General features: G+C 42.3%; 17 protein-coding genes. 10 read left to right on the top strand and 7 right to left on the bottom strand.

Going from position 1 to position 25,824, the window contains the following annotated elements; translation table 11 throughout:
• Window positions 1-96 precede the first annotated feature (96 nt).
• Window positions 97-2,601, top strand: a complete 2,505-nt coding sequence (locus MuYL_RS02860) for a M14 metallopeptidase family protein (RefSeq protein WP_094569088.1) — start codon at window positions 97-99, stop codon at window positions 2,599-2,601.
• Between the two features lie 77 nt (window positions 2,602-2,678).
• Here the strand turns inward: MuYL_RS02860 and MuYL_RS02865 are convergent, their stop codons facing one another.
• Window positions 2,679-3,224 (bottom strand): RNA polymerase sigma-70 factor, encoded by a 546-nt coding sequence (locus tag MuYL_RS02865; protein ID WP_094569089.1) that lies wholly within the window; start codon window positions 3,222-3,224, stop codon window positions 2,679-2,681.
• Between the two features lie 262 nt (window positions 3,225-3,486).
• Here MuYL_RS02865 and MuYL_RS02870 point away from each other — a divergent pair, with 262 nt between their 5' ends.
• From MuYL_RS02870 to MuYL_RS23080, 9 genes are all read left to right on the top strand, one after another.
• The gene (locus MuYL_RS02870) at window positions 3,487-4,524 is read left to right on the top strand and encodes a FecR family protein (protein ID WP_094569090.1); all 1,038 of its coding nucleotides are present in this window, start codon (window positions 3,487-3,489) and stop codon (window positions 4,522-4,524) included.
• Window positions 4,525-4,756: 232 nt separating this feature from the next.
• On the top strand, window positions 4,757-8,233 hold the full coding sequence (locus MuYL_RS02875; protein ID WP_211710234.1) for a TonB-dependent receptor: 3,477 nt from the start codon (window positions 4,757-4,759) through the stop codon (window positions 8,231-8,233).
• Window positions 8,234-8,255: 22 nt separating this feature from the next.
• Window positions 8,256-10,043: a RagB/SusD family nutrient uptake outer membrane protein gene (locus MuYL_RS02880; protein WP_094572837.1), complete on the top strand. Its 1,788-nt coding sequence runs from the start codon at window positions 8,256-8,258 to the stop codon at window positions 10,041-10,043.
• A gap of 115 nt (window positions 10,044-10,158) precedes the next feature.
• On the top strand, window positions 10,159-11,289 hold the full coding sequence (locus MuYL_RS02885) for an acyltransferase family protein (RefSeq protein WP_094569092.1): 1,131 nt from the start codon (window positions 10,159-10,161) through the stop codon (window positions 11,287-11,289).
• 281 nt (window positions 11,290-11,570) lie between these two features.
• Complete coding sequence (locus MuYL_RS02890; protein ID WP_094569093.1) at window positions 11,571-12,764, top strand: DNA cytosine methyltransferase; 1,194 nt, start codon at window positions 11,571-11,573, stop codon at window positions 12,762-12,764.
• Entirely contained in the window at window positions 12,748-13,734 is a 987-nt protein-coding gene (locus tag MuYL_RS02895) for a phosphoribosyltransferase-like protein (RefSeq protein ID WP_157740552.1), read from the top strand. The genes MuYL_RS02890 and MuYL_RS02895 overlap by 17 nt, the downstream gene beginning before the upstream one ends.
• Window positions 13,735-13,744: 10 nt before the next feature.
• Entirely contained in the window at window positions 13,745-15,835 is a 2,091-nt protein-coding gene (locus tag MuYL_RS02900; RefSeq protein ID WP_157740554.1) for an ORC-CDC6 family AAA ATPase, read from the top strand.
• A 10-nt stretch (window positions 15,836-15,845) separates the two neighbouring features.
• The gene (locus tag MuYL_RS02905) at window positions 15,846-16,829 is read left to right on the top strand and encodes a hypothetical protein (protein ID WP_094569096.1); all 984 of its coding nucleotides are present in this window, start codon (window positions 15,846-15,848) and stop codon (window positions 16,827-16,829) included.
• Window positions 16,830-17,114: 285 nt separating this feature from the next.
• A complete protein-coding gene (locus tag MuYL_RS23080; RefSeq protein WP_157740556.1) occupies window positions 17,115-17,291 on the top strand; it encodes a hypothetical protein in 177 nt (58 codons plus the stop codon).
• 71 nt (window positions 17,292-17,362) lie between these two features.
• Here MuYL_RS23080 and MuYL_RS02915 read toward each other — a convergent pair whose 3' ends face one another.
• From MuYL_RS02915 to MuYL_RS02940, 6 genes are all read right to left on the bottom strand, one after another.
• Window positions 17,363-17,746 (bottom strand): VOC family protein, encoded by a 384-nt coding sequence (locus MuYL_RS02915; RefSeq protein WP_094569098.1) that lies wholly within the window; start codon window positions 17,744-17,746, stop codon window positions 17,363-17,365.
• A gap of 655 nt (window positions 17,747-18,401) precedes the next feature.
• Complete coding sequence (locus tag MuYL_RS02920; protein ID WP_094569099.1) at window positions 18,402-20,855, bottom strand: outer membrane beta-barrel family protein; 2,454 nt, start codon at window positions 20,853-20,855, stop codon at window positions 18,402-18,404.
• Between the two features lie 674 nt (window positions 20,856-21,529).
• A complete protein-coding gene (locus tag MuYL_RS02925; RefSeq protein WP_094569100.1) occupies window positions 21,530-22,393 on the bottom strand; it encodes a leucine-rich repeat domain-containing protein in 864 nt (287 codons plus the stop codon).
• A 236-nt stretch (window positions 22,394-22,629) separates the two neighbouring features.
• Entirely contained in the window at window positions 22,630-23,520 is an 891-nt protein-coding gene (locus MuYL_RS02930) for an SDR family oxidoreductase (RefSeq protein ID WP_094569101.1), read from the bottom strand.
• Between the two features lie 67 nt (window positions 23,521-23,587).
• Complete coding sequence (locus tag MuYL_RS02935; protein ID WP_094569102.1) at window positions 23,588-24,178, bottom strand: Crp/Fnr family transcriptional regulator; 591 nt, start codon at window positions 24,176-24,178, stop codon at window positions 23,588-23,590.
• A gap of 97 nt (window positions 24,179-24,275) precedes the next feature.
• Window positions 24,276-25,781: a cryptochrome/photolyase family protein gene (locus MuYL_RS02940; protein WP_094569103.1), complete on the bottom strand. Its 1,506-nt coding sequence runs from the start codon at window positions 25,779-25,781 to the stop codon at window positions 24,276-24,278.
• Between the last annotated feature and the right edge of the window lie 43 nt (window positions 25,782-25,824).

Raw genomic sequence — 25,824 nt, forward strand, 5'->3', positions numbered from 1 at the left:
TGCTTTTAAGTTAGCAGCGAAGTTATTCCCTGCAAAGCTGCAATTTCCCATTATTCAGTTTTTAATTTTATATTAGCCTGTACTTAATCTTCATCCATGATAAAAAAGCTACTTCTGCCGTTAATATTACTTGGCATTTGCTGTTCAGCCTTTTCGCAGGCAATCCAATCTCCCGAAAAATTTTTAGGTTACAAGCCGGGCGAGCAGTTTACCCCGCATTATAAAATTGTTGAATACTTTAAATATATAGCCGGGGCATCAAAAAATACAAAGCTGGTGCAGTACGGCTCGACTAACGAGGGCAGGCCGCTTTTGGCCATGTTTATCGCGTCTGACGAGAACATCGGCCGGCTGGAAGAGATCCGCCAAAATAACTTAAAACTTGCAGGCCTTGACAAAGGGGCATCAGCCGCAGCCAGCCAGCCGGTAATATGCTGGCTGAGTTACAATGTGCATGGCAACGAGCCAGCCTCTTCCGAAGCGGCCATGTGGACATTGTACGACATGGTAGACCCGGCAAACACGCGCACGCAGCCCTGGCTAAAAAATACAGTAGTGGTTATTGACCCCTGCTTAAACCCCGACGGGCGCGACCGCTATGTGAACTTTTACAATTCGGTTAAAGGCGAAAAGCCCGACGCCAACCCCTTTTCGCGCGAACATGCCGAGCCATGGCCGGGCGGCAGGATCAACCACTATTACTTCGACTTAAACCGCGACTGGGCGTGGCAAACGCAAAAAGAAACGCAGGCCCGGGTAGCTTTATTTAACCAATGGTTGCCCGAAGTGCATGTTGATTACCATGAGCAAGGCTATAATTCACCCTATTACTTTGCCCCTGCGGCAGAACCTTTCCACAAGGTGATTACCCCATGGCAGCGCGAAATGCAAATTACCATTGGTAAAAACAATGCCAAATATTTTGATCAAAACGGTTGGCTGTATTTTACCAAGCAGGAGTTTGACCTGCTTTACCCCTCATACGGCGATACTTACCCTATTTATAACGGCTCTATCGGCATGACGTACGAGCAGGGCGGCATTAGTGCCGGCTTGGCGGTGCTTACCCGCAGCGGCGATACCCTTACCCTGGTTCAGCGTGTTGCCCACCACCACTCTACCAGCTTAAGCACGGTTGAAACAGCTTCGGCTTATTCACAAAAACTACTGGATGAGTTTAAAAAGTTTTATGATAACAGCCGTGCCAACCCTCCGGGCGAGTACAAAACGTATATTATTGAAAATGATAACATTGATAAAGTAAATGCATTGGCCAAACTGCTGGACAGAAATGGCATTAAATACGGGTTCGGGTTAAAAAGCAATGTAACGGGGTATAACTATACCAGCAATAAAACAGAGCAATATACCATTAACCCTAATGACATGGTAATAAATGCTTACCAGTCAAAATCAGTGTTGCTGAATGTGTTGCTGGAGCCCAAAACCTTTGTGGCCGATTCAAACACGTATGATATTACCGCATGGTCGTTACCTTACGTTTACGGATTAAAAGCGCTGGCCGTAAAAGAATCGTTAAAACCGGCCACCGCAACCTTTAGTACGGCAAAACCACAGGTGCTGGTTAACACACATGCTTATGCTTATGTATCAAACTGGCAATCTGTTAACGATGTGAAGTTTTTAGCTGCGTTGCTGAAAAGCGGCATCAAGGTGCGCTACTCAGAAAAGCCTTTCCAGGCAGGCGGCAAACAATTTGCAGCAGGATCCTTGCTGATTACCAGGGCGGGGAACGACCGGGATGATTTTGACGGGACAGTTTCGCGGATAGCTACTGAACTGAACCAGGACCTTACGCCCCTTGCATCGGGCTTTGTTGAAAAAGGGTACGACCTTGGGTCAGATCATATCAGGTATATCCGCCAGCCGCGCGTAATGCTTGCCGCCGGCGATGATGTAAATGCAGAGGCCATGGGCGAAGTGCGCTACTTTTTTGAGCAGCAGATAGGTTATCCCATTACGCTGGTGCGCTACCGGGATTTAAGCCGGGCAAGGCTTGCCGACTTTGATGTTGCCATATTTACTGACGGGGATTATGATGGATTTCCGTCTGATAAACTGACCAGCTGGATCCAGGATGGCGGTAAGCTGATCGCTATCCAGAATGCGGTAGCGCAACTGGTTGATAAAAAAGGCTTTTTGTTAAAGAAAAAGGAAGAGAAGAAGGATGATAAGGCCGATACCAAAAATAAAGAATTACCGATATTGTTATACGACAGCCGCGACAGGGATGCGCTGCGATCAAGTGTGCCGGGTGCCATTTATAAAATCAACCTCGATAACACACATCCGCTTGGGTTTGGCCTCTCCACCAGCTACTATGCGATAAAACTGAGCGACGATATTTATGATTTTTTGGGTGATGATGGCTGGAATGTTGGCACCGTTAAAAAAGACGGGCTGGTGTCGGGCTTTGTTGGGCAAAAAAGTAAAGAAAAGATTAAGGACGGCCTGCTGCTGGGTGTACAGTCAATGGGCCGGGGTTCGGTAATATACATGGTTGATGACCCTATCTTCCGCACGTTTTGGGAGAACGGAAAGCTGTTATTCAGCAACGCTGTGTTTATGGTAGGGCAATAAAGGAAGTTTGTAGTTAGCAGTTGGCAGTGGTTTTCGGACTACCTAATTACTGCCAACTGACAACTCAACTTTTGCCGCTAATATTTAATGATGAGTATCTGTCTTAGTTTTTCGAGGGCAATGCTCATTTGGCGTTCAACAGTTTTTGGGGAGATGCTGAGCTTGTCGGCAATTTCCCTGTATTTCATATCGCTGAAACGGCTCAGTATAAAAATTTCACGGCATTTTTCAGGCAGGCTGTTTATGGCGTCGTTTATCTGGCCGGCAAGTTCCTTTTCTTCGTAGTTGGTTTCAACCGTGCGGTAAAACTCATCCAAAAGGTTATTCTTCTCCAGGTAATTAACATACAGGTTTTCAATTTTGCGGCGCTTCAGGTAGTTAAGGCTGCGGTTTTGTACCATTTTAAAAAGATAAGAACTTACCGATGTTGAAAAGGCTACTTCGTGGCCTTTTTCCCATAAGTGAGCAAATACGCCGGCGGTAATTTCTTCAGCAGCCTGCCGGTCATTTACAAAGCGGTTGGCAAAAAGGGTAAGTCTTTCATAATAAAGTTTAAATAAAACTTCAAATGCTTTTGCATCCCCCTGGTTAAGCCTTGTAATTACTATGTTGCTGTCCGGCATTTTTGTTAGTTTTCAATCAAATAGCAATACTTTTGAAAATTTTTTAACAAGTTAGGTAAAAAAGGCATAAAGTTTCAAATATTATATGGAATTGACGGTAATTTAATATCGCATTGTGTAATTTTTAAGATGCATAGCAATTGTGCGCATGAAAATGAATGGGGGGAGTAACAAGACAGGTTGATTTTTATCTCCAAAAAATATTTTCTCTTTCCTTTTGGGGGTAAAGGCTTTTCAAATTGTCTTGCTGATAATTGGAATAATGGACAACGAAGAAATAAAACCTTTACTAGTAAAATATATTACCGGCGAAGCTGACCCGGCGGATATTGTACAGGTTAAGGAATGGATAAATGCACACCCGGAGAACGAACAGTATTTTGCCCAGCTTTATGAAACCTGGCATAATATGCTTTACGTGCAGCCACAGGTTAATAAGGATAATGCTTTTCAACAATTTTTGCCGGCCCCGGCAAAAAGATACGTGCAGCTTGTTAAATGGGGCAAGGTTGCCGCTGTTGCAGCTTTATTTGTTGCGCTATCTGCCGCGCTGTTTAACCGGTACACCAGCAATACCGGCAAAATAAAACAAATAGCGGTTAGCAAAGGTGCCGTAAAAAAAGTTGTTTTAAGCGACGGGACGCTGGTTTGGCTGAATGCGGGCAGCAAGCTTAATTATAACGCCGATTTTGGCAAAATGACCCGTACGGTTTTCCTGGAGGGCGAAGCATTTTTTGATATTGCACCCGGCAAAAAAACTATCCCCTTTATAGTGAATACCCAAAATTACACTATAAGGGATATCGGCACAAAGTTTAACCTGAAAGCTTATCCTAATGACCCGTTTTTTGAAACTACTGTAGTAAAAGGCGAGGTGGCTGTTGAAGGAAACATAAATGGGAACGCCCGCGAAAATAACAGGATATATGTTAAACCACGCCAGGTGCTGCGCATTTATTACCGGCCCGAAACTGACAATTATAAACCCGACGTACAAAATTCAAAAATTTATAATGAGATCCAGGTTTTACAGGTTGATTCGGCGAAGCTGAGCCTGTATGATGGCTGGAAAGAAAACCTGCTGGTTTTTGATGGCAACACGCTGGAAGAAATTTCGAAAATATTGGAGCGCCGCTACGATGTGAGGATCCGGCTGGATGATGAGAGTCTGAAAAGCATCCGCTACTCAGGCAGCTTTAAAAACGTGGCTGGCATAAACAAGGTGCTTGATATTATTAAGGCCAATACCGCAATTGATTATTCAATAAACGGCAATACTGTAAACATAACTAAAAACTAAAAATAACTGATCAGCTAACTAAAAAACCAAAGTGATATATGATTAAACAATAACGCTCTTCTGAAATAAAAAACCCGGTATGCGCTAACATACCGGGTATAATACCAATTAATAGCTAATACCCTAGGCTTGGGGAAGCATAGTATTAACTAATTAACTAAACAAATTTATGATAAATTTTTACAGGAAGTCTGCAACGGCCACTCCTATGTGGCAAAAAACGATCAAAATTATGAAGCTTGTAACTGTTCTGCTCTTAACGGGTATAATGCAAATACATGCTGCCGCTTATTCGCAAAATGTTTACAACTTTAATGTAAATAACATATCTGTTAAACAGATGTTTAAGCAGATAGAAAAGAGTAGCAAGTACACGGTTTTTTACCGGCTTGACCAGGTTAATCTTGATCAGAAAATCAATGTGGAGGTACAGGACGCGCCAATTGAGTCCGTAATGAAACAAGTGCTCCAAAAACAGCCGCTTACTTTTCAGGTGGTTGATGACATCATTATTATTAAACCGGCTGATGGTAAGGCCATTGTTGCCGCCACCGTAACCGGGACAGTTACCGATGCAACCGGTGGCCCGCTGCCGGGGGTAAATGTTAGGTTAAGAGGCAGTTCATTGGGTACCATAACCGGTATTGATGGTAAATATAGCCTTACCCTGCCCGAAGCAAGCGGGGTGCTTGAATTTTCTTTTTTGGGCTTTACTACCCAGGAGGTGCAAATTAACGGGCAAACTACTATCAATGTAAAAATGACAGAAGAGGCGAAGGCGCTGAGCGAGGTTGTTGTTGTAGGCTATACTACACAAAAGAAAAAGGACCTTACCGGTGCGGTATCTGTTGTTAATGTTAAGGATCTTAACAAAACGGCGTCGTCATCTGTAAACAGCCAGCTGCAGGGGCAGGCATCAGGGGTTACGGTTACCGGATCGGGCCAGCCCGGCGAAGAGCCGCAGGTACACATTCGCGGGTTTAACACTTTTGGCGACAACACACCATTATATATTGTAGATGGGGTGGAAACATTTGATGTGAGCACCTTAAACCCCAATGATGTTGAGTCGTTCCAGGTTTTAAAGGATGCCAGCTCGGCATCCATATACGGGGCCAGGGCTGCCAATGGTGTTGTTATTATTACCACCAAAAAAGGCAAGGGCAAAGTAAGCATCCAGTACGATGCCTATTACGGCACTCAAATACCGAAAGGCGGGAATGTATGGCATACCCTTAGCCCGCAGGAAATGGCAAACCTTAAAAAGATAGCACAAACCAATTCAGGGATCACCAACTTTCAGGACGATCAGTACAACCCGGATGGAACAGGATCAACCTATACACTGCCTGATTATATAACACCGGCCGGGGCAAAAGATGGCGACCCGGCTGTTGATCCCTCGTTATATTACGTAAACCCAAACTATACATCGCCTGATGATTTTAACAACTTTTACCGGATAACCAGGGCCAATAAAACCGGTACAGACTGGTATCACGAATTGTTTAAAAATGCGCCTATCACCAGCCATAACTTAACATTAAGCGGCAGCACTGACCAAGCCAGCTACTTGTTTTCGCTTAATTATTTTAACCAGCGCGGAACCCTGATAGACACTTACCAGAAAAGATACACGCTGCGCTCAAACACCAGTTTTAACGTAACCAAGCATATAAGGGTGGGCGAAAACCTGGCGTATTCAATAACTCAAAATCCGAAAGTGTCAAAAAATAATCCTGACGGGGTTATTGCTATGGCTATAAGGGAGCAACCGATTATACCGGTTTATGATATTAAGGGAAACTATGCAGGCAGCTACGGCTCGGGTTTGGGTGATGCCAACAACCCGGTAGCTATTCAGCAGCGCTCGGCTGTAAATGGGTCTGTAGATTATCGTTTGCTGGGAAATATGTTTGCCGAGGCGGATATTATTAAAGGGCTTACCCTGCGCACCAGCTTTGGCGGTACCCTGGGTAATGGTAACGATCATTACTTTAACTATCCCACCTATGAAAACGTTGAAAACTCGCAGATAAACAGCTACGGCGAAGATTCATACAGTAACTACAGCTTTAACTGGACCAATACGTTAACCTTTCAGAAAAATTTCGGGAAGCACAATCTGAAGATTGTTGCAGGTACAGAATCGGTACAGGACAACGGCAACGGATTGGGCGGCAGCAGGCAGGGTTATTACACTTTTGACCCCAACTATGTAAACCTTTCAACCGGGTCAACCGCAAAAGATAACTACAGCTACCGGGGTGCGGCGCACACACTGTTTTCGGAATTTGCCCGCGCTGATTATGCCTTTGACGATAAATACCTGTTTAACGCAACTATCCGCCGCGATGGCGACTCTAATTTTTCAGAGGCCCACAAATACGGGTATTTTCCGGCAGTAAGCGCAGGCTGGCGCATCTCGCAGGAGAACTTTATGAAAGATATAAAGTGGCTTACTGATTTAAAGCTGAGGGGCGGCTGGGGCATTATGGGTAACTCAAGGAACCTGAGCGCATCCAATGCTTACACTACTTTTAGTACCGATGTTGGCCAGTCGTACTACCCGTTAAACGGCGGGCACGAACTGGTACCCGGTTTTTATCAGGCGCAAATTGCTAACCCTGATGCCGTATGGGAAAAAGATGTTAACAGTAATGTGGGTATAGACGCCACCTTGTTTGACGGCAAAATATCTATTACTGCCGATTATTACCGTAAAGATATTAACGACCTGCTGTTTAACGCTCCGCAACTGGGCACCGCCGGCAACGGATCTGTACCGGCTGCAAACGTTGGTAAAATGAAAACCGATGGGCTGGATATGTCAATAGCAGGAAACTTTAAGGCGAATAAAGATTTGAGCTTTAATTCAACCTTTACGCTAACTACCTATAGCAATAAGATTTTAAGAGTTTCAGACGGGGCCACCTATTTTGACGGCGACATAGGCAGGCGGTTTGATACTAATATAAACCGAAACCAGGTTGGCCACTCGTTAGGTGAGTTTTACGGTTACCAGGTTGAGGGTTTCTGGAACACTCAAAGTGAAATTGACGCAGCGGATGCAGGGGCAAAAAAAGTAACCGGCGATGCTAACGCGGTGTATCAAACAGATACCAAGGTGGGCCGCTTCCGCTTTAAAGATGTGAACGGCGATGGGATGATTACCGATGCCGACCGCACATTTATAGGTAACCCGAACCCTAAGGTTACCATGGGCCTAAACCTGGGCACCACTTATAAAAACTTTGACGTAAGTGTGTTCCTGTATGCATCATTAGGAAATAAAGTATGGAACAACGTTAAGTACTGGACAGATTTTTACTCGTCGTTTGAAACCGCGAAAAGCCATACTGCACTATATGATTCATGGACCCCAACCCACATGAACGCAAAGGCCCCGATCCAGGAGCTTGATGCATCGTTCAGCAGTGGTTCTGAGCCAAGTTCCTACTTCGTTGAAAATGGTTCATACCTGCGTTTACGCAACGCGCAGATAGGTTACACTTTTGCGTTGCCGGGTCTGAAAAAAGCAGGGATTCAAAAATTGAGGGCTTATGTATCAGCCACTAACCTGTTCACCATAACCGGGTACAGCGGTATTGATCCTGAACTTAGCGGCGGTGCCACCAACTTTGGCATTGACGAGGGTACCTACGCCAGCCCAAAGACATTATTATTCGGAATAAATGTTTCATTATAACAACCCTATAAAACTGATTACAATGAAAGCAAAAAAATATTTTACCCTAACGCTGCTATGCGTATTATCGCTGGCGGCATGTAAAAAATCATATCTTGAAAAGCCGATAACCGGTGCACTGGAACCCCAGTTTCTGGAAACAGTTGACGGTGCCAATGAATTGCTTGTAGGTGCGTATGCTGCATTAGACGGGCAACAGGGCGGCGACGCATCTTTTGGCGGCGGCGGCTCGTGGGAAGCATCGCCCGATAACTGGATCTATGGCGGCGTAGCGGGCGGGGATGCCAATAAAGGCAGTGTTGCCGGCGACCAAACCCCTATTGAAGGGATCATGAAATATATTTCAGATGCCAGCAATGGATTTTTTGACAGCAAATGGCGGGCCGATTATGAAGGCATTTCGCGTACCAATAATACCCTGAAGGACATAGCGAAAATACCTGACCTTGCTGACGATGTGAAGAAAAATCTTACCGGCCAGGCCAAATTTTTGCGGGCGCACTATTATTTTGATCTTAAAAAGATGTTTAATAACGTGCCTTATCTTGATGAAACCACCACCAATGTTAATTTGCCCAATAACACCGATATATGGCCAAAAATTGAAGCCGATTTTCAGTATGCCTATGCAAACCTGCCCAACACCCAAACAGCGGCAGGCCGCGCCAATAAATGGGCCGCAGGGGCGTACCTTGCTAAAACCTATTTGTACGAACACAAATATGCCGAGGCCAAAGCTGTTTTTGATGCGGTGATAGCCCAGGGTGTAACCGCAAACGGTAAGAAATATGCGCTGAACCTTCACTTTCACGATAACTTCAATACCTCAACCAATAACAGCGCCGAATCAGTATTTGCCGTGCAGGCCGCAGCAAATTCAGATCCGGCAGGCCCCTCAAATGCCAATGACGGCGATATGCTGAATTTTCCCTACGGCAACAGCAGCCCGTTTAGTTGCTGTGGTTTTTACCAGCCGTCAATTGACCTGGCCAACCATTTTCGCACCAATCCGGCTACAGGTTTACCTTACCTTGATGACTATAACAGCCATGCGTTAAAAACGGATATGAATTTATCGTCGGCAGCTGATTTTACCCCCGATGCAGGAACCATTGACCCAAGGCTTGACTGGACCGCCGGCCGCCGTGGCATTCCTTACCTTGACTGGGGGTTACACCCCGGCAGCGACTGGATAAGAGATCAATCATACGCAGGCCCTTACTCGCCCATAAAAAATGTTTACGGGCAGGCGGAGCAGAGTGTTAACGGCGATAATTCAAGCTGGGCACCTGGTTCGGGTATTAATGTTAACATTATCCGCTTTGCTGATGTGCTGCTGATGGCAGCAGAAGCTGAAGTACAGGCGGGTACGCTTGACAAAGCCGAGCAATATGTAAACATGGTGCGCAACAGGGCTGCTAACCCTGTTGGATGGGTACATAAATATACCGACGACGGCGACCCAACCGGGGGATTTAGCGAAGAGCCCGCCGCAAACTACAAAGTAAGTCCTTATCCTGCCGGAAACTTTGCCGGGGGCGGTAAAGATTATGCGTTGAAAGCCATTTATTTTGAACGTAAAATTGAACTTGCCATGGAAGGTCACCGGTTTTTTGACTTGGTACGCTGGGGAATTGCCGATACCGAACTAAATGCTTATATCACTTTTCAGGGCACACAAACCAATGATGTTAGAGGCGGTAAGTTTTTAAAGGGTAAAAACGAATATTTCCCGATTCCGCAACGCGAGATTGATTTAAGTGCAACCAGCGGTACTGCTGTACTTAAACAAAATCCGGGATATCATTAATAAAAACGCCTGTAATCCGGGGAGCCTGATTTGCGCGCAGGTAAGGTTACCCTGGATTACGGGTTTGTTTTTAAGTTAGTTTGAACCGATCCAAAAAACCTTTTTATTATATTTTATGACCCATCTACCGTCACGGTTTTTATCGCTTGATGTGTTTCGTGGTATGACCTTGTGTTTCATGATCATAGTAAACAATCCCGGCGGCAGCGTTTCTTTTTCGCCCCTTGAGCATGCCGTATGGCACGGCTTTACCCCTACCGATTTAGTGTTTCCGTCGTTTTTATTTGCGGTTGGCAACGCCATGAGCTTTTCAATGAAACGCTATGCTGAGTTGGGCAACGCTGCCGTTTTAAGCAAAATATTTAAACGCACTGTCCTTATTTTTTTAATAGGCTACTTAATGTACTGGTTCCCGTTCTTTGTTAACAAAGGGGGGCATTTTTCATTGTCGCCAATTGCTGATACCCGGATTATGGGGGTTTTACAGCGCATAGCCCTGTGTTATTGCTTTGCCTCGCTTATGATCCATTTTCTGTCAAAGCAAACCGTATTTATTTTATCAGGACTATTTTTAACAGGTTATTGGCTCATTCTGCTGGTGTACGGCGATCCTGCCGATCCGCTCAGTATAACAGGGAATGTGGGCCTGTTTTTAGATAAATTTGTACTTGGGGAAAGCCACATGTACCACGGCGAACACATCGCTTTTGACCCGGAAGGGATTTTGAGCACCCTGCCTGCAATAGTAAATGTAGTGGTGGGTTATTACGCGGGCAAGTATATTCAACAAAAAGGTAAAGGGTACGAGGCTATTAGTAAACTGCTGCTTACCGGCTGCCTTTTCATCTTCCTGGCCCTTTGCTGGAACATGGTATTCCCCATCAATAAAAAACTATGGACAAGTTCCTTTGTGCTGATAACCACCGGGCTTGATCTGGTGATCCTGTCGTTCCTGGTATATTCCCTGGAAATCAACCACTGGAACAAATGGAACTGGACCCGTTTTTTCACAATCTTCGGTAAAAACCCTTTGCCCATATATGTACTTTCAGAAATATTGGGCTTCTTTTTGGGGTTTATCATCATCAGGCCTGGTTTGGATATTGCGGCCTGGTCAAATACGGCCGTTTACCAGGTAATAGCTCCCGGGGCCGTTGGCTCGCTTTTATTTGCACTAACCTATATGTTTATTTGCTGGCTGGCGGCCTGGGTGCTTGATAAGCGGAAGATTTATATTAGGGTTTAGTGGTGAGGGGTGAATAGTGAGCGGTGAATAGTGAGCGGTGAATAGTGAGGGGTTAGTAGTGCATGAGAGTGGTGGGCAGTTTAACTATGCGCGTTATCAACCCGCTCACCACTCACTATTCACCCCTCACTATCTAGTTCCGTGCATTTAGATAGCCCGCTAACAAACTAAGTGGGCTGTTTCATTTAACGCATTTGACAGGGGATGTATATGCTGTAGTCTGACTAATATTGAGTAGATTGCACTACCTTTGAACTATATCACATATTTTATTGTTTACGATGTATTCATTTGTTAGTTTATTTTCAGGTTGCGGTGGATTTGATAAAGGTTTTATTGACCAAGGATTCAAATGTCTAGGAGCTTACGATATTGATCCAATAGCAGTTGAGGTGTACAATCAAAACATAGGAGAGTACGCAAAAGTTTACGACCTTTCGACTGCTGAGCTGCCTGAAAATATTAAAGGGTCTATTGACATTGTGTTATCAGGATCCCCTTGTCAAGGCTTTTCTACTGCGGGAAAACGCCGAGTTGAAGATCCAAGGAATAAATTACTTTTAGTTGGAGGCCAAATTGCTGTTAGACTAAATGCAAAATATTTTATTGCTGAGAATGTGATGGGTTCTGTGTCGGGTGAACATAAGCTTTATTGGAATGAGCTTGAAAAGTATATGATAGACAACGGTTACCATGTCGAATTCCATAAATGCGACGCCACAAAAATCGGACTTCCACAATCAAGGAAAAGGATTATTATGATAGCAGCTAGAGGCGCAAAAAAAATAGATATCGAAATGCCGCTATTTGAACCAGTCTCATTAAAAGATGTATTTAATAACATTGATAGTGCCCCTAATCATGACAAAGAATACTTGTCTGTAAATTCCTCAGAATATAAAATAGCTTTAAAGATAAAACCCGGCCAAAAATTAAGTAATGTACGTGGCGGAGAACGGGCTGTTCATACATGGAATATACCAAGTGTTTTCGGTTCAATAAGTCAGATTGAGGAGCAGATTTTATTAGAAATAATGGGCTTGAGAAGGAAAATTAGAAATCGGGATTTTGGGGATGCCGACCCGGTCGATATTACTACTCTTAAATCAAGGTACGATCATGACATTTCCGAAAATTTAAAGGTGCTCATTGCAAAAGGCTATTTAAGAGATACTGGTGGCAATACAATAGACCTTGCTCATACTTTTAATGGCAAGTATAGAAGATTATGTTACACAAAAGTTTCGCCAACAGTAGATACTAGGTTCGGCAATCCAAAATATTTTTTACATCCGGAAGAGCATAGAGCTATTACGGTCAGAGAAGCAGCGCGAATTCAGGGTTTTCCCGACAGCTTCATTTTTAAAGGAAATAAAGCCGAACAATATAGAATGATTGGCAACGCTGTACCCCCCAAGATGTCACATTGGTTAGCGGCTCAACTAAACAAAATACTAAATGCCGCAAATGAATGATTTTATAGAAAAAAGAGTTACCGAATGGGCGTTATCGGATTCGGACATAAGGGAAGTTAATTTCCGTATAATCCATTTGGAAAAACGATTGTTTAATGGCTATGTACCGTGTAAGTACAATGACTCCGATTTTTTTATCCGATTAAAAAATTGGCTGGGCAATATTACCGACACAAATGACCAAAAAGCGCTTTTTGAAATAATCCCGAATTTTTTTTATGTAGGAGATGAAGAAATAAATTCACTTTATCGGTCCGCTTATAATATTGAAATTGCAAGATGGCTCATAAACGTTGTTCCGATTAATTTTCGCGACACAAACAACGAGGCCATTTTAAATCAGGCGGTAATTGACACTTGGTTTTGTCCTATCACCGACAGCTTCTCAATAAATGACTTTTTCAAAATAAACAATATTCCCTCCAGATTTGACTTACGGCCTGATTGGCATTCTTTAACGGAATTGGCCGACCCCGGCGCAATAAGTAAATACGTTACCAATAATAATATTAAACGTATCGTTATGTTGGAAGATTTTGTGGGTAGTGGAAGTCAGGTGGCAAGTAGAGTTACATTTGCTTGTAGCTGCCTGCCTAAAGTTGAAATATTGTGTATTTCGTTAATTACCTGCCCCGTAGGAGTTACTACCCTGAATGCTCTTGTAAACAAATTTGGAAATTTAACAGTAAAGCATATTGTCGAAATTCCAGCAGAATATTTAATTAACAAAGCAATATCAATTGATGAACCAATAATTTACACAAAAATAAGAGAACTCGCTGATCGCAGTTATTTAACTGTTACTAATGGGATATCGCCGGGACCGAAAAAACCATATTATCCACTTGGATATAAAGAAACTGGAGGCTTAATTATTTTGAATACCAATGTCCCTGACAACAGTTTACCATTAATACATCACACATCAAATACATGGGCTCCATTATTTAAAAGAATCACAAGAGTTTGAAATGAATAACATGGACGAAAATACATTGAACCAATCAGATAACAAGGGGGGGGGCATGGCGGAAAAACCCAAAAAATCATTTAGCCCCAATAATAACCCTTTTCGCCAGTTATATGTAGGTGAGTCGGTAGGCCCCGAAGATTTTGTGAGACTGTTTAGTCCTATCCTCGTTAAATATTCATTGGCGCTCTTTCAGTCTGGGAATTTAGTTATCAAAGGATTTACAGGAGCCGGAAAAAGTATGTTGTTGAATTTGCTTGAACCGACAATAAGAATTGCTTATAACAGATTAAATGTGCCTTTTCCGATACCCCAAGAGTTTAGTAAATTTATAGGAGCCGGTATAAATCTTCAAACAAGCGGAGTCGGACGTTTTGGTAACAGGCCAATTGATATGGATTATGCAACTGCTCCTTTCTATTTCGGGGATTATCTAAATTTTTACGTAGTTGCGGATATTCTTCTCAATCTACAAGACATATTGAAATGTAGCGAGGTCTCCTCACAAATTGGTATTCAGGCTACTCAGGAACAGCTGGATAAATTTGCGGTGGAGCTTTCTAAGGATGATTGTTGGTTTGGAGGGATAAGTGAAGTGACTAATTTTCAGTCCCTTTGTAAGGCTCTACAGCAAAGAATAGTAATATATAAGACTTATTTGAATTTTAATCTGGATGAAATTCCCGCCAAAGTAAAGAGTACAAAGACAATTATAGGGGAACCTATTTCTATAACAGCAAACCTTCTAAAAAAAGTTAGAATTGTAAATAACGACGTACAGTTCTTTATAAAAATAGATCAATTTGAAGAACTTGCTTGGTTAGGTGCTAAGAATGGCCTAGGATCAAAATATCAAGAGATGATCCATACACTTTTAGGCTCGAGAAACTCTTCCGTTTCATATAGAATTGGCACACGACGTTTTGCCTGGTTGGAAGAAAAAACGATGTTCGGTACTACGGCGCCGTTGGAAAAGAAAAGAAATTATCTGGAATTTCACCTTGACAATGAAATGCGTAGAAAAGAAAACTCTCGGTCGTGGATTTTTCCGGATCTCGCAGAGGATATTTTCAGAAGAAGGCTTTTCTGCAATGGCTTTCAGATTCCAACTAATACTAAGAGCTTATTAAAAAGGGTTTTAGGACCAAACACTAACCCTAAAGATGCTGCAGCCGGTTATTTTCCTAATCAAAACCGAAAAAGAGCGGTAGAGGTAGAAGAATGGTGGCCGAAAAAGTGGAAGGACTTTCTTTTTCAACTTGCTGAAAACGATCCACTGAGCGCCCGATTTGGCGAGGCTTGGGCAAGGCAAAAAGGGAAAGAAGTTGTGATGAATAATATTCCAGATTCACCACCTTACCCCTGGGATAAAATTTATTGGAAAAAAGAGCGTGTCGAACAGGCTTTGATGCAGCTAGCATCTAGAAGCAATCAACAACTTAATTGGTGCGGCCGTGATGACGTTTTGGCTTTAAGCGGCGGGAATATTCTTACCTATCTAAGCATTTTTCAACACATTTGGGATGTTTGGCTAAGGGATTCTCGACATTTAGAAAGAAAGTCAAATAAGGTCCCTGTTTTTGATGGGATAGTACAGAGTGTAGGCATTATTGAGGCAAGCACGGATTGGTATCACGAACTGGCGATTGATGAGCGAGGGGGGAAAAATAGAAAAAAATTAATTTCACATCTGGGGGTACAGTTCTTCAAAACATTAATTGAAGATAAACCTATGTCAAATCCCGGGCACAATGGGTTTTCGATTGATTTGGAACAAATAGAGAACAATCCAAAATTAGCATCTTTTCTTCGTGAATGTGTGGATTATGGAGATCTTTACGACGGGCCACATACTAGTAAATTAAAAGACAAGCGAAAAAGGTGGAAATATTATTTAAATCCGGTTCTATCACCATATTTTAAGATTCCTTACTCACATACCAAGGAACCAATTTATGTTACAATAACTCGGCTTGTGGAATGGTTTGAAGAGGCCAATGTCTTTTTAGGTTCTAATAGCGTCAGACCAGATAATCAAATTAAACGGAGGAGAAGCCGTAATACCGATCAGGATAATAGCAATCTTCTATTTAACTTTTAGCTAGCCAAAAATGTTATCATCAAAATTCAGACCGTGGGGTCAATTAAATTGGATTCTGGAGAAAGTAGGTATACCTAAATGGCATTTTATAGGGTGTGTATCAACAGAGGATAGGTGTGTAAGCGCTTATGAGATTCTGCTTAAAAACGATGCCGTCGCCAAAGCTACATTTATAGAAATTGTTGACCCTCCTAGCCATTCTGACCGAGAAATTAAAAAGAAAATTACAGACAATAAAAACAAGCTGGCAGGTCTTGGTCTACCAATTGTTGTTGAGCAAATGAATTTGCTTTGTGACGATTATGAAATTTTTGATTTGTCGCAAGATATTCTTAAAACAAAACCGCAAAACGTAATTATAGATATTACATCTTTCCCAAAACGTTACTTTTTCCCACTAATAAAATTAGTGTCACGAGACGTGGGCATTGAAAACATTGTTATAACTTATACTCAGCCAGAGAAATATGCAAATGAAGACTTATCTGATGACCCAGAACCCTGGTATCCTCTACCACTATTTATGTCTACAGAGTTTCCGGAGCCAAAATTTGATTTAGCATTTGTTGGCACAGGATTTATGCCATTCTCTTTACCTAAGCTATTAAAAGATAATCACAGTGAAATATCACTTCGTTTATTCTTTCCATTTCCTCCAGGACCTCCGAACTACCAGAGATCATGGGAGTTTATAAGAAAAATTGAAAAGCATTATAATTTTAAAGACCATGATCGTATTGCTAGGGTTGATGCGCTTGATATAAATGGAACTTACAATTACATAAAAAGCGTCACGGATACTGGAGAAAAAAAGTGTCTATTCGCCCCATATGGTCCTAAGCCGATATCTTTAGCAATGTGCTTGTTTGCGATTAATAATGACTCTCCTGTTTATTATACACAGCCCAAATACTACAATCCGAATTATTCAAAAGGGGCAAAAGAGACTTTTGCATATTGCATAAGACTATTTAACAATAATCTTTTTAGCTGAAATTAGACTTTGTGCTCATTCAGAGTGAGTATCGCCGCCGGGCAAAGAGGCGTGCTAGTGCTTCGCTTGCTAAGTGGCAAACATGTATGCGGCAGTATCCTTCCCAAAACATTGAGGTTCTTGATTGTCCTGTGTAGCGTTTGCTTCGTTCCTCGCAATGACGTGCGATGAGTATTCTCCATCCTGTCCAAACCTGCCGCTTGGACACACAACACTTTAAGCGGGACGCTTAAATTAGTGGCATTCAGGCAAAATGCCTGAACCGGCGGGGAAACAATCAGCTTCATGCTAATCAACAGCATCTACAGCAGTAAAACCGTAATTAAACAACTTAAGAAGCTGGTTAATGGGATTGATAAGCAGCTGAATGAAATTGAAAAGCAAATACATAAACACCTTTACAGTAGTGATGAAGTAGGTCAAAAGATAGACCATATTGCGGCAATAAAGGGTTTCCTCTAAAAATAAAGCATTCCGTGTGGCCTGCGAGAATTGATTTCTGCCAATCTACTATACAATTGACGTCACCGTTGTCATTTAAATGGCAGTTCATTAGTGGCTATGCCAAAACAATGCGAATAACCATCATCATCCGTCAGGAAAAATTCGGTTTGACCATAATCCCGGTTTTCAATAGGTGATACTTCGTAACCCAATTGCTGCAAGTGCTGACGCATCGCAAACAAGTCGTCTGGGGTCCAGTAAAAACGAATACCTTCATATGCCGATGGTATTTGCTCACCCGCACGTTGATTCAGCCAAAAGAACATTGTATCGTTGTGTACCATGCAGCCCACCAGCAGGCCATCCTGTCGCATTTCGCGATCAGCAATCAATCCCAAACCTGTTATCCAAAAACGCAGGCTTTTCTCCAGATCTCCGCTTGGAATCACTGGCATACAATAATTTATGCTCATAATGATTTGATTGACTTACAAACCCAAGCTAACTTGGCTATTATAAAGATAAGACAAAAGTAAATCCAAATTGGCTATCGACTAAATTTCATGCCCCGACAAAACCCGCTTGTCCAAGCGTGCCGCCCCGCCTGTCCAAGCGTGCCGCTTGGATACACAACAATTTAAGCGTCCCGCTTAAATTAAAAGATGTGCATGAATATCAGTGCTTAACACTAATCAACATAACAAAAAGTCATTAATTAACTTAAGCGGGACGCTTAAATTAGTAGCATTCAGGCAAAATGCCTGAACGGGCGGGATGCCTGAAAAGACGTGCAGGTTTATAAAATGCCGCTACAACGCCCGGTTAAACCCAGGCAAACCCAGTAATTTTTATAAACTTAAAAGGTGAAACACGCTGATTATGAATAAATTACAATAATTCAGTCAAAAAAGGCAAATTGGTTAATGATTGATTATCAGATACTTGTATTTCTAATAAATCAAAAGTCACTGATGGTCAGCATGTTTCATGGTGTTCCGCTTTGTTCCGTGGAAAAAATGGAACGCTTTGGGCATAAAATGCGGGTAATGAAAAAGGAGCGGTGAATGGAAAGCAGCCGATCATAAACGCCTGTTAACCACTCACCACTCCCTGTTTACTACTTAACAATTAATTCCCTTTTACTCTTCCTTTTTCGTCATCGGCGCCGCTTTGGTGCTGGCGTACCTTTATTTTATTGTTGCCAAAGTTGTAAGTGAAGGTTAAGCGGGTTACCCTGCTTTCGTTCTTTTGTTTAATGTCAAGGTTATTGGTGCCGTAATAGCTGGTAACGTCGTTTGTGCGGGTGTTAAATATATCGCTCACAGACAGCTTTATGTTCGCTTTTTTATCGGCAAATGAATGGCTGATGCCGGCATCGGTAGCATATTGCGGCTTAATATTAAAGATGCCGTAGGTCATAGCGGAGTTGTAATAGTTGCTCAACTCGGCTTTGTAGCCCTTGGCTATAATAAAGGTTTGTGTGGTACGCAACTGGAAAGCTGCTTTGCCATTGTTTAAGGTGCTGCCCAACAGCGAATCGGATTTAAACTTCAGGTAAAATGCAGTTGCATTAACATTGCCAGTCCACCATTTGGCTATGGTATAGGGTGCATACAGGTTTACGTTGTAGCTATTTTGGCTTTGCAGGTTTAAATTGGTTTGGTAGGTAGCCTTGCTTACCGGGTTTGTTAATAAGATCTGCGTAATAGCATCCATGGTATGGCTGTAACCCAGGGTTAAGGTAATGGATTTATTATAAGTATAGTTAAACTCGAAGTTATTGGTGTATTGCGGGTTTAAAAATGGGTTACCCTGCTGGTAGGTGTACTGATCAAGATAAAACACAAAAGGATTTAAGTCGTCATATCCGGGTCTGTCAATCCTGCGGCTGTAGGATAAGCCAATCTCGTTTTTATCATTAATGGTTTGGTTAATAAAAACACTTGGAAAAAAGTCGAGGTAGTGGCGCTTTACAATTTTGTTTGTGGTAACCAGGTTGCCGGTTGAGCTGGTGTACTCTGCCCTTAAGCCGGTTTGGATAGAAAAGTTTTTATAATTCTGGCTCAGGTTGGCGTACACGGCGTCTACCTTTTCGGTATAAACAAAATGGTTGGTAAGGGTGGTATCATTTAGGTAACTGCCGTTAACCTGTTTCTGGGCCTGTAAGTTGTTATCTGTTTTTACATCGCTCAGCTTAAACCCTGTTTCCAGCTTCAGGATCTTGTTGATAGGATAAGTATAGTCAACCTTTGCTGTTTTAATGGTAATTTCCGAAGGGGCCTGGTTCCTTAAAAATAGCGGCGGCATCATTGCGCTGCCATCCGGTAAATAAAAATAGGTGTTGTACTGAGAATTTGAGCTGTTGTTAAATTTTGAATAGTCAAGATCAACGCCAATTTCCTGGCCGGCGGTATCAATTTTATACCTGTCGTTAAGGTTAAACGCAAAGTTTTTATAGGTTTGATTAATGAGTGCCGCAGTGGTCTGGTAGGAATTGATGCTGTTTGGCTGCGTGCCGATGTAAGTTTTGTTGGCACTGTTATCTTGTTCCTTATTAAAGTAACCATTCATCACAAAACCTAACGTGTTTTTGCTGCTGATGTCATAGTCGGCACCTAACCTGTAGCTGTTATTGTGATTCTTGTTGGGTAATGATGAAAACTGGTTAAAGTAGGTTTTAGCCCCGGTGCTGTCCGTAACAATCCTTTTTATATTAAGTGTATGCTCGCGTTGGCGGTCGTCATGACTAAATGAACCAAACACATTCAGGTTGCCTTCTTTATGGTTAAGGGTTATGGTGCTATTGTCTTTAAACGTTGCTCCATAAGCCGCGCCCAGTGTTACGCTGCCGTTGGTGCCTGATTGCTTGTTCTTTTTAAGCTTGATATTGATAATGCCGGAGTTCCCTGCCGCATCGTATTTTGCCGAAGGGTTGGTAATGATTTCGATAGACTGGATAGTAGTTCCGTCGGTTGAACGCAGCAAGGTAGCCAGCTGGGTTGAGGTAAGGTAGGTAAGCTTATCGTTGATCATAACGGTAACGCCCTGTTTGCCTTTAATGCTGATGTTGTCGTCTTTATCAACGGTTACTCCGGGTGCGCGTTCCAGTATTTCGAGCGCGGTATTGCCGGCGGCAATTACGCTGTTTTCCACATTCATTACGGTGCGGTCAATTTTATGTTCAATTAAAGGTTTGGCGGCGGTAATGGTAACCGTATTTAAAGCATGGCTTACCTGCAGCATTTGTAATCCGGGAACAGCAACCGTAGCGCCCTCTGTTACCGCGAAGGCCTTGCTGGCTGTTTTTTCATAACCTACCACGCTGGCTTTAATAATGTAAGTGCCGGCATTAATATGGTCGAAGGAATAAGCGCCGGCATCGTTGCTCAACGTGCCCTTAACTACTGACGAGTCTTTTGCATTAAGTAAGCTAACGGTGGCGTAGTCCATTGGTTTGCCTTTTTCATCAAGCAGTGCGCCGGTAATTTTGGCTGATGGTTTTGCGGGCTGTGCAAATGCGGTTGAAACGCATACAGCGGCAAACATGATAATGGCTAATATTTTTATGGTAAAGGATTTCATGGTTTGTCAATTTTTCGGGCAATAGCAAGCCCATTAAAGAATTTCGTTCTTTTTAAAATTTGTTAGTTGATTGGTGAATTTTCCGGCTATTTACCGGGCGGTGGCTGATGTATTAGAATGTATAACTTATTTGCTTCATATGTTTTTGTTTCGGGTGTATTCAGGCAATAATTTCATGTAAGAGATTTCGCCCTGCTTTTAGCTGGCTGCCTTTTTTGGCCACCGGTTAGCACTTTAAATTTGTTTTTTATTATCTATAAGATGCGAAAACGGGGGCTAAGGTTACAGCAAAACGCTGGTTTTTGGTCAGTGGCGCATTTTCATCGGTAAGCGGCCCGTTTTTATCGGTCAACGGATTGGGGTGCTTTATAAATGGCTTAAACTAACGTTTGAACGACAATTGGCAAGAAGTAAAATTAAAGAAGCAGTTAAAAGTTGGCCCGGCATACAGGAGATCTGTTGCCATGCCGGGCGAAATTCCGACAGCCTTGTGGAAAACTTAAGAAATATAGCTCAAGGTGCTACTTAAGCGAAAGTGGAATCAATTTATTGGAAAGTTAAAGGATTTGAAAAGATTCTCGTCAAATCTTCTAGAAATCTACAGCATAATACTAACACTGTTGGGTAACTAGAGAAACCTAGATTAAATAAAGGTTTTGGTTAAGAGTGGCTTGTTAGCCGAGGACGCTTTTTATAATTTCTGCTGATTCTTCTTTCATTTTTTCATAAATTTCAATAAACCTTTCACATTTCGATTTTGCATATGCGGAACTTTTTTTTACAAACCCTGCTCGTTTACCTAAAAATTCAAAATTGTCGTGATAGTCCCAACATAAATCCCAGGAACACCCTTCAACTTGAGGCAAGGCGACTTGTAGAAATGCATATTCAATCGTTTCAAATGTAGATCGTCCTATTTTTATTTTTCTTAGTTTTTTTAAGTTTAATATTGATAAAAATGAAGGAAATTCAGTTCTACATGTAATAAAACCTAATGAAAACACCTCGATATTTGGCAGTCCGGTTAAAAAGTCAAAGTTCTCTATTGGCTGATTCCAATCTAATGTGCCATCAATATGTAAATACTTTAAACTATTAATGCCTTTAAGGCCATCAAAATTTGAGACTCTCCGCAGATTTTCAAGATGTAGGGAAGTTAATTTTGTCAAATTTTGCAGTGGTGACAGATCAGAAAATCCTGATACATATTCAAGGATGACTTCTTCCAAATTATATAACCTCCCAATAAATTCTATATCTTTTGCTCTAAAAAAAGTCACTCTCAACCTTTTAAGTGATTTCAAGGTTTGTATCTTTTCAACTTGTTCGGTGCTCGGCTCATGCAAAGTAAGCTCTTCAATGTTGGGGCAGTCAAAAACTTGTTTCCAATTCGCATCCGTCTTACTAATTGTCAGAATTTTTACGGCTTCCTTGTCGGGAATATCGCTGTCAGTGGCATAGGCATATCGTTCTCTGTTTGGCACAATAGTCCAATAACCGTCGGTCCTGTCTAAAAAATCTCCAAAGTGGTGTTTCATTTGGCAACTCTCAATTCATATTGGTCAAACTATTTCAAATATCAGTTTATTATAGAGTTTATTTAGGATTGCAAAATAAAAATTATTAAACGTCCGCTCCACTTAGGATAAAACGTGCTGTGCAAATAGCAGATCATCCAAAATACTTTTAACTCAAATGGTTCTAAAATAAACATAGGAACATTTTAATGAAACAAGGGATGGTAATGCAAATTTAACAACTAGACCAGGCTTGTTTAATAGTCAAACTCCGCTTTATGCTTTTCAACAAAACGGGCCAGCGTTACCGGTTGTTTCCCGGTAATTTTAGGAAAATTGTCGAAAGTTTCATCCGCACCGGGGATGGTTCCTGCTGCATAGCGTTTCCAGTGCTCATATACGCAACCCATATAGGCCATCTCGGCACCGGAACTGATCATCGATTGTAAAAAAACTTCGGGCGAAAGCGGTTCGTAGCGAAACGGCTTGCCCGTTATAGCAGTCATGATAGCTGCAATTTCGTAAAACGTTGCGGCATCGTAGCCTAACCTATACGTTTGGCCCGCATGTATTTCAGGGTGTGTTAATGCTAAGGCAGCTACCCGCGCAACGTCGTCCACATCTACCCAGCTCAGGCGTGCACCTTCAACATAAGCATGTAAGATCCCATTTTCAATTGCTTTTTTACCGCCATAACTCAACAGGTTTTGCATAAACGTTTCAGGGCGTAAATGGGTGTAGGAAAACCCGTGCCATTCTATATATCTTTCTACCAGCTGGTGCCATGCCCAATGTGCTACGCTGGTGTCATCGCCACCGCAAGCACCCAAATGAACCACATGCTGAACGCCTGCTTTTTTTGCGTTATCCAAAAATGTTTTGCTCTGCCGCAGCATATCAACGGTGTAACCGGTTACGATCAAAACCCTGTCGATGTTTTTTAAAGCAGGCAGGTGCGTACTTTCATCATCAAAATCAAGGATAACGGTGGCGATCCCCATTTTATTAAAAGCAGCTGCTTTTTCCGGCGAGCGCACCGAAGCTATAATTTCAATTTCCTTATTTGAAAGCAGGAAACTTATTGTTTTGCTGCCTACCTGGCCGGTTGCCCCGGTGATGAGGATTCTTGGAATTTTGGTGACTGACATGACGCAAAGTTACCCTTTAGCCAAGCGGCGGCCGTTGATCCAGGTCAGGAAATAGCCTTGATCCATGTCAACCGGCTGACTTTCTAAGCGCAATGTTTTTCCTGATCCGGCTCAGGGTTTCCGGGGCGAGCCCAAGGTATGATGCGATTAAATTTTGAGGCACCCTTTGCACCAGCGCCGGGTTGCTTTCTATAAGCGATGTGTATTTTTCCTCGGCTGTGTGGGTAACCGAACTGATTAACCTCCGTTCTTTGGTAAAAAGGCTGTTTTGAAAAAGTATCCGAAAGTAGCGATCCATTTTGGGGACCTTCAGGGTCATTTCTTCAAACGCCTCAGGCGAGATCATTAAAACTTCAGCATCTTCTATGGCATCAATATTAATTACCGCCTTTTCGCCCGTAAAAAAACTGTGCATATCCGAGGTCCACCAGCCTTCCAGGGCAAACATGTTCATATGCTCATCTCCCTTGTCATCCACGTTGTATGACCGTAACAGCCCTTTTTCAACAAAGGCCATGTATTTGCAAACATCACCAGCCTGGAGTAAATACTGCCGCTTCCGAAGCTTTTTAAAGGTGAAAAAAGTTTTTACAACTTCCTTCTCCGCATCGGTAAGGGATACTTTTTGTAGTATATGAGAAAAGAAGACTTCGAACATTGCTGATTTATATCATTGCAAATTTAGCGTTTTTGAAACTCCGAAATGTATGAAGTTGATGCCTGACCGGTTTATTATAATACTGCTCATGCTGCCTTTAATCGGGGCTTTCCTGTAGTTGGCTGTCCAGCTGTGCTAAAAACTTTTCGGCGTTGCTTAAATGAGTTTGCTGCTTTTCAGTTACCATTTTATCAAAGGTATTTACCAGCATCCCCAACCGGGGATTTTTAAGAAAGAAACTGCGGTGGCTGTGCATAAACCGCCAAAACAATCCATCCCACAACGGTTGCCACCCCCCTTTTTCATAATCACTCATTTTCATTAAATAATTACTGCCGCTTATATAGGGTTTTGTGGTCATCAGGCCGCCATCGGCAAACTGTGTCATACCATAAACGTTGGGCACCATTACCCAATCGTAGGCATCAATAAACATTTCCATGAACCAACGGTACACCTCATCCGGATCAAATTCACACAGCTGCATAAAATTGCCGAGTACCATCAGCCTTTCTATGTGGTGGCAATAGCCGGTCTGTAAAATCTTTTTAATGGTGATATCAATAGGCGCTACGCCCGTTTCGCCTGTCCAAAAGCTGTGCGGAATTTTTCTTTTAAATTTCCAATAGTTGGTTGTACGCTGCTTCCCACCTTCGCGTTCATATACAAGATGGATGAATTCGCGCCAGCCCATTATCTGCCTTATAAATCCTTCCACAGAATTTAGCGGGATGTTATATTGCTTTGCCGCTGCCAGGGCCCCGTCAATAATTTGCTGGGGTTGCAGCAGCCCAATATTAAGCATGGGTGTTAACACAGAATGATGGAGTACTGATTCTTTTGCCACAATTACATCCTCGTAAACACCAAATTTTTCAAAGCGGGTTTTTAAGAAATCATCCAGCCAGTTTTCAGCATCGTTAAATGTTACTACAAATAAACACGGACCGGCTACCGAGCCGTAATTATTAGGAAAATGTGTCTTTACATACTGTTTGGCCTCGGTTACAAACTTATTTTCGCCGGGGAATTCAAGCGCAGGTACTTTTTCTTTTTTAGGGAATTTCTGCCGGTTATCCGCATCAAATGTCCATTGGCCGCCAATTGGTTTACCATCCGCTTCCATCAGTATATTTTTTTGCCGCCGCTGCCAGTTGTAAAAATCGGTTTGAAAATAGGCTTTCTTTTTGCTGAAATAGAATTCCGTGCTTTCGGGCGTGTTTAAGAAATTTGGGCTTTCGTAAATATGGAGCGTTATTTTATTTTTAGTGCAGGCACCCTGCATCCTTTTTAGTAACCAGTCATCTGCCACTGCGGCAATGTGTATTTGGGTTATATTTTTTTCAGCTAGGTTTGCCACCAGCTGCCTGCAATCATTTTCTTTTACCCCCGTTTCAATGTAATTAACAACGTAATTACTTTGTTGCAGCCAGTTTTCATAAAATTTCATGCTTGCCCTGTGCAGCACCAGTTTTTGTTGATGAAAATTATATTGCCGGAAAAACAGCCATTCTTCCACCAGATAAACCACCCGTCCTTCCTGTAATGCAGGGTGGTTTTGAAATAATTGGTGAGGAAAAATAATTGTGACTGAATTTACCATGGCCTGTTAAACGCTAAGCTGTGTTATATATTAAAAATGGCTT

This window comes from Mucilaginibacter xinganensis, assembly GCF_002257585.1.
GTDB classification, from domain to species: Bacteria; Bacteroidota; Bacteroidia; order Sphingobacteriales; family Sphingobacteriaceae; genus Mucilaginibacter; species Mucilaginibacter xinganensis.

Bases quoted from the DNA above. Each gene is read 5' to 3' on its own strand.
- MuYL_RS02860 (WP_094569088.1), top strand. From the start codon at position 97: ATGATAAAAAAGCTACTTCTGCCGTTAATATTACTTGGCATTTGCTGT.
- MuYL_RS02865 (WP_094569089.1), bottom strand. From the start codon at position 3,224: ATGCCGGACAGCAACATAGTAATTACAAGGCTTAACCAGGGGGATGCA.
- MuYL_RS02870 (WP_094569090.1), top strand. From the start codon at position 3,487: ATGGACAACGAAGAAATAAAACCTTTACTAGTAAAATATATTACCGGC.
- MuYL_RS02875 (WP_211710234.1), top strand. From the start codon at position 4,757: ATGAAGCTTGTAACTGTTCTGCTCTTAACGGGTATAATGCAAATACAT.
- MuYL_RS02880 (WP_094572837.1), top strand. From the start codon at position 8,256: ATGAAAGCAAAAAAATATTTTACCCTAACGCTGCTATGCGTATTATCG.
- MuYL_RS02885 (WP_094569092.1), top strand. From the start codon at position 10,159: ATGACCCATCTACCGTCACGGTTTTTATCGCTTGATGTGTTTCGTGGT.
- MuYL_RS02890 (WP_094569093.1), top strand. From the start codon at position 11,571: ATGTATTCATTTGTTAGTTTATTTTCAGGTTGCGGTGGATTTGATAAA.
- MuYL_RS02895 (WP_157740552.1), top strand. From the start codon at position 12,748: ATGCCGCAAATGAATGATTTTATAGAAAAAAGAGTTACCGAATGGGCG.
- MuYL_RS02900 (WP_157740554.1), top strand. From the start codon at position 13,745: ATGGACGAAAATACATTGAACCAATCAGATAACAAGGGGGGGGGCATG.
- MuYL_RS02905 (WP_094569096.1), top strand. From the start codon at position 15,846: ATGTTATCATCAAAATTCAGACCGTGGGGTCAATTAAATTGGATTCTG.
- MuYL_RS23080 (WP_157740556.1), top strand. From the start codon at position 17,115: ATGCTAATCAACAGCATCTACAGCAGTAAAACCGTAATTAAACAACTT.
- MuYL_RS02915 (WP_094569098.1), bottom strand. From the start codon at position 17,746: ATGAGCATAAATTATTGTATGCCAGTGATTCCAAGCGGAGATCTGGAG.
- MuYL_RS02920 (WP_094569099.1), bottom strand. From the start codon at position 20,855: ATGAAATCCTTTACCATAAAAATATTAGCCATTATCATGTTTGCCGCT.
- MuYL_RS02925 (WP_094569100.1), bottom strand. From the start codon at position 22,393: ATGAAACACCACTTTGGAGATTTTTTAGACAGGACCGACGGTTATTGG.
- MuYL_RS02930 (WP_094569101.1), bottom strand. From the start codon at position 23,520: ATGTCAGTCACCAAAATTCCAAGAATCCTCATCACCGGGGCAACCGGC.
- MuYL_RS02935 (WP_094569102.1), bottom strand. From the start codon at position 24,178: ATGTTCGAAGTCTTCTTTTCTCATATACTACAAAAAGTATCCCTTACC.
- MuYL_RS02940 (WP_094569103.1), bottom strand. From the start codon at position 25,781: ATGGTAAATTCAGTCACAATTATTTTTCCTCACCAATTATTTCAAAAC.